This is a genomic window from Mitsuokella jalaludinii, from assembly GCF_928722185.1.
Taxonomy (GTDB): Bacteria; Bacillota; Negativicutes; order Selenomonadales; family Selenomonadaceae; genus Mitsuokella; species Mitsuokella jalaludinii.
The window spans coordinates 1848412-1861094 of sequence record NZ_CAKMXA010000001.1 but is presented as its reverse complement, the minus strand read 5'-3'; the positions used below and the strand labels follow the sequence as shown (position 1 = coordinate 1861094).

Here is a 12683-nt window from a genome sequence, read left to right as displayed (position 1 = left end):
AGCATCTATCCCCCTCATTCTCTTGCAGCCTTATAGGCCGAGGAAATCGCTACACCGTTGCCCGAATGCTCAAAGCAGAAATCGTATCCAGCAAGCATCCGGCCGCAGACACGCACATTCTCGAGAACAACTTTGCCATCCGCACCGAGCGGGCGCATCGCTGCATCCGTCCGGATGCCAGTCTTGGCAAACCCCTGCGGCTGATCCGAGAACAATTTATCGTTAGCCCAGCCTGCTTCTCCCTTGACAAACGATACCGGCAGATTGAACACCACTTCCTTGGGCTTATCGAAGTCCCGCATCGTGATGCCGCCGCTATAAAAACCACCCGTCGCCAGTATGAAGCGCTCTGCCGTGTATTCCTTCTTGCGCGCACAGCCTTCCGCCGTGACAGAGATTGCCTTGCTTCCCTTGACCTTCGCACCGATGACACGCGTGTTCTCTACGATATTGACACCCGCCTTGCGCAGGGCATCGATCAGGATGCGCTGCACGCGCATGCCGTTGACAGAAGGAGGCAGGCACGTCGTCTCGACGAGCGGGGTCCCCAGCCTTTCTTCCAGTTCTTCGCTGAGCTTGCCATCCTTGAGGCCGAGCACTTGCGGCACGATGAACACCGCATCACTGCCGCCTCTGCTACGCAGCTGTGCCACGAAATCGCGTTTGCCCTTATCCGACTCCAGCCAGCGTGCGACATCCTGTGTCGTGATATCGCGTCCACCGCCAAGGTTCGGATTCACTACGGCGACCTCATACGAACGGCTTTCCCCTAATTCTTTCTTCAGGTTTTCCAGCATGATCGGCCCATAGAAGTCCTTGAGCCCGCGGACGGAGACGACTACGATCTTTCTCCGCCCCTGGAACACACGGCTCCCCGCCAGAGATCCCGGCGCAAAGCTCGTCGGCTTCAGCGTGCCGACAGCCGTCGGCACGAACAAGTGACGATCAAACGAGCCCGCATACGGCAGGCCATTTGCACCCATGACCTCGCGGAAGAATGAGATTCCCTCCTCGACGGCCTCACGGCCGATTCGATGGTAGGGATGCTCTTCCGGCAATGACTCCATTGCCTTCATGGGATCCTCGACGTAATGATGTTGCTGGTCATAGGCCAGGATATCAATCACACCGCTATTCAAGGGAAGCGTTCCTTCACCGTACGTCAGCATCGTCACGCGCTTACCGTCTCTCGCACTGACAAGCGCTGCCACCATGCCAGCGATACCGCCGCCGATGACGATCACATCCGATTCGATCATTTCGTTGCGCCTCCATTCACGTGAAATAAGAGTTCATACATACCGCGCGTCATTTCCATCTCGCGGATGGTGCGACCAAGCAAGACTGGGCGAATGCCCTTCCAACGGCCTTCCAGGAGTTCTTTCATCTGTGCCAGAGAATCCTGCGCAGCGTCATCCTGCCGCCCCTTGCGACAATCCGCAAAGATACTGGCACTGCGCAAAGCGCAGAAGTTTGCCTGACATGTTCCCATGCCGACGCGCGTGCGACGGCGGATATCACTGAGCTGATGGACGGAAGGTTCATTTGCGATTTCCTCCACCTCTGCACGCGTGACGTTCTCGCACTCGCAAACGAGCTCGCGCTTCTCCGGATCCTGCTTGAGTCTTCGCACGACGCTCTTGAAACGATCTGGGCCGAGACGCGTCGCTGCGAGGTCCGTACCGTAAGATGGGAAATACGACCGTGCCTCTTTGCGCTCTTCTTCCGGTACTTCGGGGACAAGCGGCTCCTCAGCCGTCCGGCATGGCATCGTATTGCCCAGTTTCTTGCAGACAGCATCTGAGAGCTTCTCAGCCATCAGGCGATACGTCGTGAACTTGCCGCCAACCATCGTGAACATTCCCTCGAGGCCGTCCTGCTCACCGTGATCGACGATGGCAAAGCCGCGCGAAGCACTTCGTCCGACAGCACCTCCTGGCGGGATGTAGAGCGGACGCGATCCTGCAAAGCAACGCAGGATGCGGTAATCGCGCAGATGCTCGAAGGTCTGCTCACCGATGGCCAGCAGGCTCTCGACTTCATCACGCGCCGTGCTCGTATCTTCGGCATCGTCCACACTCATCGACGTCGTGCCGAGAATCGTGATGGAACCATGCGGTACGAAGATATCGCCGTCCGACGATTTGTGCAGGCGATTGACGATGTGGTTGCAGATGCGCTGGTTGAATGCAATCAGCGTTCCTTTGTCCGGCTGCACGCCAACATCCAGTCCCGCGAGCTTGGCCACCTGGCCAGCCCAGCCGCCTGCGACATTGACAAGGATATCACAGGAGATTTTCGTGATGAGCCCCGTGAAGGCGTTGCGCGTGCGTATGCCCTTGACCTTGCCGTTCTGCGTGATGATGCCCACGACTTCCTCGTATGTCTTAGCTCGGCCGCCATAACGTCTCGCACTATCGACATTCTGCCAGGAGAGGCGGAAACCATCTACTGCTGCATCCGGGACCATGTAGGCCGAAACGACGTTCTTTGAAAGGCGCGGCTCGATACGGAACGCTTCGTCCAGAGAGATCTGCTTGGCCTCGATGCCGCTGACACGACATCCCTCCACCCATGCGTCCTCAAAATCCGCCGGGTCACTGTTGAGGCGAACGAACATGCCCCCATATGGTTCTACGCACGAGCGGCCAATCTTGCGGAGAATCTTGTTCTCCTCGATACACTCACGTGCTGCTTCCTGATCTTTGACGGCATAGCGCCCACCGCTGTGCAGCAGGCCGTGATAACGAGAACTTGCCCCGTTAACGAGATCTGCTTTTTCAATCAGCAGCGTATCGATGCCACGCATCGAAAGATCGCGCAGGATACCGACACCAGTCGCTCCACCGCCAATGACGATGACCGTTGCATGCTCCATTGCTAAGCTCTCCTTCCAGATGGTTCCAATCCTTTCGATATTTCAGACTTCTAGCTGTGATATGGATAAACATTGCTACAGAAGCGGAATACGACAACAAGGGCTGCTTTGCAGCAGGGCTCAAACCCTTCCACTGTGAAATGTCAAAATATCGTTTTGATTGGTTTTTGTAATATTATTTCGTGTTTACATTCGTAATGATACACGAAATATCGTGTTCTGTCAATACTATATTTCGTGTATCATTATGTTTTTTCGTATATATCACGAGAATAAAGGCGGTCCGGCGCGATTCTGGTATTGAAAAAGCATTATGGCGCCGCTATAATAAATAGTAGTTTTTAAATCAGGATTTCATCTATAAACAGATGTTATCGAGAAAGCAGGTGCAAGATGACCCGAGAGGATTTCATCAAGACCTTGATCAAATCAAAGGGGTATACACTCAAGGCCTTTTCCCAGGAGATCAATATGCCCTACACAACATTATTGTCTATCCTGAATGGCTCTATCGGCGGCGCTGCCATGGACAATGTCCTGAAGATATGCCGCGCCCTCAACCTATCGCTCGATGATCTCGCAACCGTTGGACAGGAACATGCCGCAACGCCAGAGAGTGCCTCCATCGACGAACACCTCACCGCACTGATCCACGACCTCTCTGACGAGAAGAAAACAGCTTTGATCATCCTGCTCTCTAAATTCTGAGCAGGATTTTTTTGTAAAAAAAACAGCCCACAAAATCGTGAGCTGTACTAAATTTCGTATTTTCTTTATCGCATCCTCAGCCCTTGTCCATCGAGTGGATGATGATGTCAGTGAGGATCTTCGTCCAGTCGATGCGGCCGCTTGAACTGCCGGAACCTTGCTCGGCCGGCTGCTGTGGCGGCGGGTTCTTGGCGCGCTCGGCAGCGAGACGCGCGGTGCGCAGGTCGTTGGCGAGCGCCTGGTCTTGCTTGTCGGAATAGTTCCAGGCAATCTCGAGCTCGCGCACGGCGTCGTCGTAGCGTCCCTCGTCGTAGTAGATGAGGCCTTCGTACTGATGACAGCGCCAGATGGGATACGTCGCGTTATCGTGCTTCGTCGCGTTGGCCGCGCTGAAGTCCTCGAGCGCGTCGTGCGGCCGGTTGAGGCCGTAGTAGGCGCGGCCGCGCAGGTAGTAGGCATAGGCGCGCGGGTTGCCTGTCACCTGGCGGTCCCCGATGAGCGTCGTCAGCTCATCGATGGCCTTCGTGTATTCACTGCGCTGGATGTTGCCCATGCTGCGGTCGAAGATCTTGCCGTAATCGTAATTCGTCTCGAGCCGCGTGCCGAGCTTGCGCTTCTCCAGTCCGTTGGCCTTCTGGTACTGCTGCAGGAGCTCCTCGTTCTGCTTCTTGAGGGCGTCGCGCTCCTGCTGCAATTTCTCGATTTCATCCTTCTTGGCCAGCATGGCCTTGAAGTCGATGTTGTCGGTGTCGACCTCTGCCGTCAGGTTGACGGTGTACTTCCATGTCTTGCCCGAAAGTTCCGGCACGGAATCCTCCTTGATGACCTTGAGCACGGCGCCCGAGATCATCTTGACGTCATCCTCTGTCAGCTGCATGTTCTTGGTGCGCGAATAACTCTCGACGTAGACGCCGGCCTTCTCGACAGCGGCGCGCATGGCCTCCTGCCGCGCCGCATCGCGCGCGATCTTCGGCGAATCGTTGTCGCCCATGATGTAGACGCCCGTCGCCTCGATGACCTGAGGCGCCGCTTCAGCAGGACTCATACCGCCCGGCCAGATACAGACAGCCGCCATCAGCACGAGACAGGCTCGCCATAGTCCCTTCATAACCCAACACCATCCTAACGTAAAATAGTGTACTTTGCTAACTACTATTATACGGATGTAGAATCCGCCTGCCAATTAAAAACGCATGAATTTCAGGCAGATTCCACCTCCTCAAAAAAATTTTGCGGAATCGCAAAAAAAAGATTGACAGACAGGCGCGATATCGATATACTATATCTTGTCAGTTGCGACAAGCGACAGATGCTGATTTAGCTCAGTTGGTAGAGCAGCTCATTCGTAATGAGCAGGTCGTAGGTTCAAGTCCTATAATCAGCTCCATCTTTTGCTGATTTAGCTCAGTTGGTAGAGCAGCTCATTCGTAATGAGCAGGTCGTAGGTTCAAGTCCTATAATCAGCTCCATCTGGAACATCAGGCTTTCGAGAAATCGAAAGCCTTTTTTGTTGTCCGCCCCTGCCTCCATCTGCCATCATCTGCTATAATAATGGAAGAGAGCAGAGCTTTGAAGCGATAAACAGGAGGAATCATCATGAAGATTGCAATGGCAAATGACCATGCCGGCACGAAACTCAAGAACGAGATCAAGGCGTATCTTGAGAGCGAAGGCCATGAAGTCAAGGATTTCGGCACGTACGACGAAGAGTCCTGTGACCTGTCGGACTTCGTCTACCCGGCTGCACTCTCCGTCGCAAAGGGTGAATGCGACCGCGGCATCTTTGTCGACGGCGTCGGCTACGGCAGCGCGATGATCGCCAACAAACTGCGCGGCATCTTCGCCGTCGTCTGCCAGGACCCGTTCTGCGCCGCCCTCGCCCGCCAGCACAACGACAGCAACGTCCTCTGCCTCGGCGGCAAGATCATCGGGCCGGCGATTGCCATGGAGATCGTCAAGACCTGGATGCACACCGATCCTCTGACGGCCGAAAAATACCGCCGCCGCGTCAAGAAAGTCCAGAAAATCGACGCCAAGCACTGTGTCGCCGTAAAATAAACGACTGAAAACGTCATACCCTTACAGAGAAATGCCCAGGCATCATGCCTGGGCATTTTATCTATACGCGATCGCCTTTGTCGCGGCAGTAATTGACGAGCAAGTCAATAAAGGCGCGCGCCGCATGCGACAAATACGCCTTCTTGCGCCAGGCGACGAGTGCATGGCGGCGTGGGCGCGTCGGCAGCGCCGCATAACACGGTCGCGTCTCCGGCTGGAAGGCGCGCAGGAGCGTCATCGGCAGCAGCGTCGCGCCGAGGCCCGCAGACGCCAGTGTCAGGGCCGTCTCCATGCTGCGTGTCTGCAAGTAGATCTGCGGGACAAAGCCGGCTTCCGCGCACAGTGAGAGAAGCTGTTGATGGAGCTTCTGCTCGCTGTGCATCTGAATGAACGGCGTGTCTTTCAGGAGACCGATGGGCAGGAGCGGCAGCGTGCCATGGCAGTCCTGCGGCAGATGGTACTTCTTGGACAGTTCATGATTGGCCGGCAGGACGAGAACCATCTCCTCCGAATAGAGCTCTGCAAACGAGAAGGCATCCTCATCGACCGGCTGTGTCGCGATGATGAGGTCGACATCACCAGAGAGCACCGATTCCTCCAAGCGCTTCGAGGTGTGCTCCGCCAGCTGCAGGCGGATTCCCGGATATTCCGCCTGGAATTTCGGCAGGAATGCCGCGAGGAAGTACGTACTGCGGAACGGCGAACTGCCGACGACGAGGTTCCCCTGCGCGCAGCCGAGCTCATCCTCGACATAGCGGCGGAACTCTGTGTCAAGCTCCATGATCTGCTGTGCCGTCTCCAAGTACTTCTGCCCGATGGTCGTCGGGCGCAGCGGCTTCAAGCTACGATCGAAGAGCGGCGCACCAACCTTTTTTTCGACACTCTTCAAGAGCTGCGAGAGCGATGGCTGCGAGATATAGAGTTTCTCTGCCGCACGCGAGATAGAGCCCATCTCATAAATGGTCCGGATATAATGAAAATGACGGATCTCCAAGCGAATTCCTCCTAGTATAAGAATTATCCTATGAAATCAATAAGTAATTTTGCAAATCATGATATATGTGATTTTTAGAACAAAATCGCTAAAATGGCAGTATCCTTTGATATGTAAGAAATACATGCAAAGTATTCATGATATATCTCTATTTTATCATATATTTTAGATTATGTCTTGAATAAAACATCTAGTATTATACTTATATTCAATTTCATACTATAATAAAGACATCAAATCAAGAAAGAAATAGATGAGAACAAGAATTCTGTAAGGAGGTCTTCCCATGTCGTTAACATATTATTTCCTGCCGACCCGCAATGTCTTTGGCGAAGGTGCTGTCAATGAAGCTGGCAAGCTCATGAAGAGCCTAGACGGCACGCATCCGATGATTGTCACGGACGCTTTCCTCGCGAAGTCCGGCATGGCTGACCAGGTCAAGAAGATTCTCGAGGATGAAGGCCTGCCGACGTACATCTTCGGCGGCGCTGAACCGAACCCGACAGACAAGAACGTCGTGGCTGGCGTAGCGGCTTTCAAAGAAAACAAATGCGACTGCATCCTCTCTCTCGGCGGCGGTTCTTCGCACGACTGCGCGAAGGCCATCGGCCTCATTGCGGCCAACGGCGGTGAGATTTACGACTACGAAGGCATCGACATCTCCAAGAACAAGATGGTCCCGCTGATGGCCATCAACACAACGGCTGGCACGGCCTCCGAGATCACGCGTTTCTGCATCATCACGGACACACGCCGCAAGGTCAAGATGGCCATCCTCGACTGGCGCGTCACGCCGCAGATCGCCATCAACGACCCGGTCCTCATGAAGGGCATGCCGCCGCGCCTCACGGCCGCAACGGGCATGGACGCTCTGACGCACGCCATCGAGGCATACGTCTCCTCCGCCGCCAACCCGCTGACGGATGCCGCCGCCCTGCAGGCCATCAACATGATCCAGAAGTACCTGCCGAAAGCCGTCGCCAACGGCGATTACCTCTACGCCCGCGACAAGATGGCCTATGGCCAGTACCTCGCAGGCATCGCGTTCAACAATGCCTCCCTCGGCTACGTCCACGCCATGGCTCACCAGCTCGGCGGTTTCTACAATCTGCCGCACGGCGTCTGCAATGCCATCCTGCTGCCGTACGTCTGTGAGTTCAACCTCATCAGCAACCTCAACCGCTTCCGCGACATCGCCCGCGCGATGGGCGAGATGATCGACGGCCTCAGCACGAACGATGCCGCCGACAAGGGCATCAATGCCATCCGCCGCCTGAGCCGCGAAGTCGGCATCCCGCAGACGCTCAAGGAACTCGGCGTAAAGCCAGAGGACTTCGAGCTCATGGCAGGCAACGCCCTCAAGGACGCCTGCGCCCTGACGAGCCCGCGCAAATACACGAAGGACGAGGTCGTCGAGCTCTACCGCCGCGCCTACGAAGGCGACTGGGTTGACTCTACGCTCTGATTCCCCCATAATCCCCCGCATAAAAGAGGCTGCCGTATCGGCAGCCTCTTTTGATATGTCTGCTTCTTCCAATTTCTATCAATCCCCATCAATTCCCATCAATACCACATCAATTCGCATTCCCGCCATCATGACAGCAAGATTTTATAGTCCTGTTTCCACACACCTCCGTCCCGCTTGAATCATCCCTGTACTTTTCAAAAAATTACACCAAAAAAATGAAGAATATACGGTGCACTTCATGCTATAATAAACATAAAGTTAATCAAGAAGAACAATATAGATAACAAAAAATTGTTCAATAGCAGTCAGAGAAAGGCGGTTATCACAATGATTAAAGTTGGTATTATCGGTGCAGGCCGTATCGGTCATGTACATGGCGAGAGCATCTCGAAGTTCGTCAAGAACGCAACGGTCAAGACGATTGCTGATCCGTTCATGAACGAGAAGACGGAAGCTTGGGCAAAGTCCCTCGGCATCGAGAAGACGACGAAAGATTACCATGAGATCTTCAACGATCCTGAGATTGAAGCCGTCCTGATCTGCGCTTCCACGGACCAGCATTCCCCGCTCTCCATCGAAGCACTGCGCGCCGGCAAGCACGTCTTCTGTGAGAAACCGATTGACCATGATGTCAATAAGATCAAGGAAGTTCTCGACGTCGTCAAAGAGACGGGCAAGAAATACCAGGTCGGCTTCAACCGCCGCTTTGACCACAACTTCAAGGCTATCCGCGATGCTGTCGTCGCCGGAAAAGTCGGCAAGCAGCAGATCATCAAGATCACGTCCCGTGATCCGGAACCGCCTTCCATCGATTACGTAAAGATTTCCGGCGGTATCTTCCTCGACATGACGATTCATGACTTCGATATGGTCCGCTATCTCTCCGGCGCAGAAGTCGAGGAAGTCTATGCAGAGGGCTCTGTCACCGTCGATCCGGAAATCGGCAAGGCTGGCGACATCGATACGGCCATCATCACGCTGAAGCTCGACAATGGCGCTACGGCTGTCATCGACAACTGCCGTGCCGCTTGCTATGGCTATGACCAGCGCGCTGAAGTCTTCGGCACAAAGGGCTGCGTCGCCATCTCCAACGATTCGGATTCCAATGCAGTCTACAGCTGCAAGGACGGCGTCATCGCCGAGAAGCCGATGTTCTTCTTCCTCGAGCGCTACATGATGGCTTATGCAAACGAAGTCAATCAGTTCGTCGAAGCGATCGTCAATGACACGCCGACCCCGGTCAATGCAAACGACGGCCTGCAGCCGGTCCTCATTGGCCTCGCTGCCAAGAAGTCGGTCGAAGAGCATCGCCCGGTCAAGATTGCAGAGATCCGCGCCCAGTACGGCCTCTGATTCAACATCATCTTCTACCGATCCTGAACCCAATCATTTATTCCTTCGTTCCTCTCCGTTCCTCTCCGTGCGGCACCCCCTGCCGCATGGTTCCATACCAAATCAAAGGGCCCCTTCCCCGGGGTCCTTTTTGTTATAAGTATATGTTATATATTGATTTATTCTTGATAAATTCATGATAAAATATTTGCACATATATGTGCACTCTGCTAAAATAGAACCAGATACATGATGCAGAATGATTATGTTACGATCTATTTGATATATGCACTCTGTCAGGAGGGGAGTTTGTTGCTTCAGTATTTTCCCAATCACCGCTATCGTTCTACCTTCTGCAAGAACTCCACGCCGCGTCTCGAATACGTCTGTCACGTCGGAGCAGATGCCTCGCATATGCCGCGAAGCATGCACGAGCATGATTATCTCTGTGAAGTCGTGCTCATCACGCAGGGTGCGGGCATCTACATGATTGACGGACAGCGCTACACGGCGCAGAAGGGCGACCTGATCTTTTACAACAGCCATACCGTCCACGACGAATTCGGTGGCAGTGGCAGCAACCTGGCAACCTACTGCATCGCGATCAACGGGCTCCGCATCGAGGGACTGTCCGTCGATCATCTGCTGCCGGACGGATACTGCCCCATCCAGCCAACGAAGCAGCACTTCTCCGAGATCCTGAACCTCTTCGCAGCCATCGAGCAGGAGGCAAAGGCGCACGCTGAGATTGCCAACTATCTCACCATGGCACTTGCCGCCAAGCTCACAGCGCTCCTGCGCGAAGAAGGTGTAAAACAGCGCCAGCAGACGCCGACGCTCGCGGCAAAAGCCCGCGCCTTCATCGACAAGAACTACAAAGAGAACATCCGCCTCGGTGACATCGCCGCTGCCACACATACGAATGCCTATTACCTCTCTCACCTCTTCAAGGCAGAGATTGGCCTCTCACCGATGAAGTACGTCATCCTGCGCCGCATCGGCGAGGCTCAAAACCTCTTGATCAACACAGACATGACAATCACCCAGATTGCCGCTCAGGTCGGCTACAACAACTCCAATTACTTCCAGAACGTCTTCAAGGGCGCGCTCGGCATGACACCGGGCGAATACCGCCGCAAATGGACAGTCTGACCAAAGGCCCGACAGAGCCATCGCGCTCTGCCGGGCCTTTTGCACCTTCATCCCTCCAGGGCAACATTGGGATGATTTTGTACCATGCCTATCGTATGAAAGTATGCCAGCCGCAACGCTTGGCGCTGTGGCTGGCATACTTTCATTTTATATGTCTTATATGTCGCTTGCTCGTATCTTCCAGCACTGCTCAATATTCGATGGCAACCGGCTTGTCTTCTTTGTACGACTGCGTCGTGGCAAAGGCAATCTATGTTGATTTCGTGCCATCTTGACACTCCCCATACCTACAGGCAGGGGATTCTTGGTTCGACAACCACTGCGCCGCCTCCAAAGAATTGGCGTCTTACACGATTTCCCCAAGCGTGAATTCCCGTGTGCCCCACGGTACATATTTATTACAGCTTATGCCGCTGTGGATCTGTCCTCCAAAGCCTTGCGCAGGATATTCTTTGCGGCATTCACATCCCTGTCGTGATGCGTTCCACACGCCGGGCAATCCCATTCGTGAACCTTCAGGTCCTTCGTCAGCGGGTTCTAATAGCCGCAAAGACTGCAGGTCTGGCTCGACGGGTAGAAGGTATCCACTTTCAGCAGTTCGCCGCCGTGCAGTTCCGTCTTGTACGCAAGCTGGCGGAAAAACTCACTCCAACTTACATCGGAAATCGACTTTGCAAGTCTGTGATTCCGAAGCATTCCTTTGATATTCAAGTGTTCCACGGCGACCGTTTGGTTTTCACGGGCAAGCCGTGTGGACAACTTGTGCAGGAAGTCCTTGCGAATGTTTGCAATGCGTTCATGGAGGCGTGCAACACAGATACGGGCTTTCTCTCGATTCCTTGATTTCGGCATTTTGCGAGAGAGCCGCCTCTGTTCTCGACGGAGCTGGCGCTGGAGGCTCTTGAGCGGGCGCGGACTCGCCACCGTATTGCCGTCGCTGTCCGAATAGAACGCTTTCAGACCAACGTCAATGCCAATCTGCCTGCCGCCGTTTGGATGAAGCAGCGCCGTTTTGTCCATCTCGACGCAAAGGGAAACAAAGTATGTTCCAGAATCTGCGCGGCTGACTGTGGCATTCAGGATCCTGCCTTCAAACGTCCGGCTCTGCTTGATTTTCACAAGGCCGACCTTCGGCAGCTTGATCCGGTTGCCTTCGATGCGGATGCCGTTTCCCTGATTGCGCGTCCGGTAGGACTGACTGCGACTATGCTTTGACTTGAAACGCGGATAGCCTGCTCTTTTTTGGAAGAAGTTCTCATAGGCGCGGTCAAGATTGCGCAGAGATTCCTGCAACGCCATGCTGTCTGCTTCGGAAAGCCAGGATGTATCCTCGCGCTTCTTGAGATTGGTGAGGAGCTGACACGTCTTGACGTAAGTCAGAGAATGATGGTTCGCTTTCCATTCATCACACCTGACCGCAAGGAAGTGGTTAAACACGAAACGGACACAGCCGAGCGTGCGGTTGATTAACCGTGCCTGCGTCTTATTCGGATAGATGCGAAATTTGTATCCCAGTGTATATGTTTCCACATTCTCACTTTCTTTGCGATGTTTTCTGGCTCTCGATATACTGTTTGACGATTCCCAAGGGAGCACCGCCTACTGTCGAGACAAAATAGGAATTTGTCCAAAGTGTCGGCAGTTTCGTTGTCAAGAAATGGAATTCCTGCCGAAGTATCCGCGATGTCCTGCCTTTTATAGTTTTGACTGCCTTATGGATACCGAACTGAGGGTCAACTTCCAAGAGGAGATGAACATGGTCTGGCATGATCTCCATCTCAATGACCTCGAACGAATACTCCTCGGCAATCTGCTCAACAAGCTCCTTCAATCTTGTATCTACACCGTTCACTAAAACCTTACGGCGGTATTTGGGGCAGAATACGACATGATACTTGCATGAATAGACGATGTTGTGATTTGAATGGTATATTCTTTTCATATTTATATTATACAACATACGCTAAACTAATACAATAGTTGGGGAGTTGTCCGCCTTCAATTCTTTACGTAAATTCAGCGGGCACGCCGTCGCGCCAGAGCACGCCCGGTTCTTCAACTGCCATACCATATCCTCCCTTCACCGCCTTTTA

The 12683-nt window shown here is 53.7% G+C and carries 10 protein-coding genes, 2 tRNA genes and 1 pseudogene; 7 read left to right on the top strand and 6 right to left on the bottom strand.

What is annotated here, in order from left to right; genetic code table 11:
• Window positions 1–14: 14 nt before the first annotated feature.
• Both glpB and glpA read right to left on the bottom strand, forming a co-directional pair.
• A complete protein-coding gene (gene glpB, locus QDI87_RS08660; protein WP_278742967.1) occupies window positions 15–1259 on the bottom strand; it encodes an anaerobic glycerol-3-phosphate dehydrogenase subunit GlpB in 1245 nt (414 codons plus the stop codon).
• Window positions 1256–2878, bottom strand: a complete 1623-nt coding sequence (gene glpA / locus QDI87_RS08655) for an anaerobic glycerol-3-phosphate dehydrogenase subunit GlpA (protein ID WP_036378366.1) — start codon at window positions 2876–2878, stop codon at window positions 1256–1258. Before glpA ends, glpB begins: the two co-directional genes overlap by 4 nt.
• A gap of 471 nt (window positions 2879–3349) precedes the next feature.
• Here glpA and QDI87_RS08650 point away from each other — a divergent pair, with 471 nt between their 5' ends.
• Window positions 3350–3586 carry an XRE family transcriptional regulator gene (locus tag QDI87_RS08650; protein WP_248617180.1) on the top strand — a complete coding sequence of 79 codons (237 nt, stop codon included), beginning with the start codon at window positions 3350–3352 and terminating at the stop codon, window positions 3584–3586.
• A 76-nt stretch (window positions 3587–3662) separates the two neighbouring features.
• Here the strand turns inward: QDI87_RS08650 and QDI87_RS08645 are convergent, their stop codons facing one another.
• Complete coding sequence (locus QDI87_RS08645) at window positions 3663–4694, bottom strand: hypothetical protein (protein WP_036378364.1); 1032 nt, start codon at window positions 4692–4694, stop codon at window positions 3663–3665.
• Between the two features lie 203 nt (window positions 4695–4897).
• On the opposite strand from QDI87_RS08645, the gene QDI87_RS08640 reads away from it, so the two are divergent.
• From QDI87_RS08640 to QDI87_RS08630, 3 genes are all read left to right on the top strand, one after another.
• Window positions 4898–4973 (top strand) — tRNA-Thr (locus tag QDI87_RS08640).
• A gap of 6 nt (window positions 4974–4979) precedes the next feature.
• A tRNA-Thr gene (locus tag QDI87_RS08635) sits at window positions 4980–5055 on the top strand.
• Window positions 5056–5182: 127 nt separating this feature from the next.
• Window positions 5183–5644 (top strand): RpiB/LacA/LacB family sugar-phosphate isomerase, encoded by a 462-nt coding sequence (locus tag QDI87_RS08630; protein ID WP_055162576.1) that lies wholly within the window; start codon window positions 5183–5185, stop codon window positions 5642–5644.
• A gap of 61 nt (window positions 5645–5705) precedes the next feature.
• Here QDI87_RS08630 and QDI87_RS08625 read toward each other — a convergent pair whose 3' ends face one another.
• A complete protein-coding gene (locus QDI87_RS08625; RefSeq protein ID WP_055162573.1) occupies window positions 5706–6638 on the bottom strand; it encodes a LysR family transcriptional regulator in 933 nt (310 codons plus the stop codon).
• A gap of 286 nt (window positions 6639–6924) precedes the next feature.
• Here QDI87_RS08625 and QDI87_RS08620 point away from each other — a divergent pair, with 286 nt between their 5' ends.
• From QDI87_RS08620 to QDI87_RS08610, 3 genes are all read left to right on the top strand, one after another.
• Window positions 6925–8103 carry an iron-containing alcohol dehydrogenase gene (locus QDI87_RS08620; protein ID WP_278742961.1) on the top strand — a complete coding sequence of 393 codons (1179 nt, stop codon included), beginning with the start codon at window positions 6925–6927 and terminating at the stop codon, window positions 8101–8103.
• A 330-nt stretch (window positions 8104–8433) separates the two neighbouring features.
• Complete coding sequence (gene iolG / locus QDI87_RS08615) at window positions 8434–9459, top strand: inositol 2-dehydrogenase (protein WP_055162567.1); 1026 nt, start codon at window positions 8434–8436, stop codon at window positions 9457–9459.
• A 291-nt stretch (window positions 9460–9750) separates the two neighbouring features.
• Window positions 9751–10590, top strand: coding sequence for a helix-turn-helix transcriptional regulator (locus tag QDI87_RS08610; RefSeq protein WP_278742958.1), 840 nt, complete (start codon window positions 9751–9753; stop codon window positions 10588–10590).
• Between the two features lie 405 nt (window positions 10591–10995).
• Here the strand turns inward: QDI87_RS08610 and tnpB are convergent.
• Both tnpB and tnpA read right to left on the bottom strand, forming a co-directional pair.
• A pseudogene (gene tnpB, locus QDI87_RS08605) lies at window positions 10996–12120 on the bottom strand (IS200/IS605 family element RNA-guided endonuclease TnpB).
• Between the two features lie 4 nt (window positions 12121–12124).
• Window positions 12125–12532: an IS200/IS605 family transposase gene (gene tnpA / locus QDI87_RS08600; RefSeq protein ID WP_270527961.1), complete on the bottom strand. Its 408-nt coding sequence runs from the start codon at window positions 12530–12532 to the stop codon at window positions 12125–12127.
• Window positions 12533–12683: the final 151 nt, after the last annotated feature.

Excerpts from the sequence above, each read along its gene's own strand:
- glpB (WP_278742967.1), bottom strand. The coding sequence starts at position 1,259 with ATGATCGAATCGGATGTGATCGTCATCGGCGGCGGTATCGCTGGCATG.
- glpA (WP_036378366.1), bottom strand. The coding sequence starts at position 2,878 with ATGGAGCATGCAACGGTCATCGTCATTGGCGGTGGAGCGACTGGTGTC.
- QDI87_RS08650 (WP_248617180.1), top strand. The coding sequence starts at position 3,350 with ATGCCCTACACAACATTATTGTCTATCCTGAATGGCTCTATCGGCGGC.
- QDI87_RS08645 (WP_036378364.1), bottom strand. The coding sequence starts at position 4,694 with ATGAAGGGACTATGGCGAGCCTGTCTCGTGCTGATGGCGGCTGTCTGT.
- QDI87_RS08630 (WP_055162576.1), top strand. The coding sequence starts at position 5,183 with ATGAAGATTGCAATGGCAAATGACCATGCCGGCACGAAACTCAAGAAC.
- QDI87_RS08620 (WP_278742961.1), top strand. The coding sequence starts at position 6,925 with ATGTCGTTAACATATTATTTCCTGCCGACCCGCAATGTCTTTGGCGAA.
- iolG (WP_055162567.1), top strand. The coding sequence starts at position 8,434 with ATGATTAAAGTTGGTATTATCGGTGCAGGCCGTATCGGTCATGTACAT.
- tnpA (WP_270527961.1), bottom strand. The coding sequence starts at position 12,532 with ATGAAAAGAATATACCATTCAAATCACAACATCGTCTATTCATGCAAG.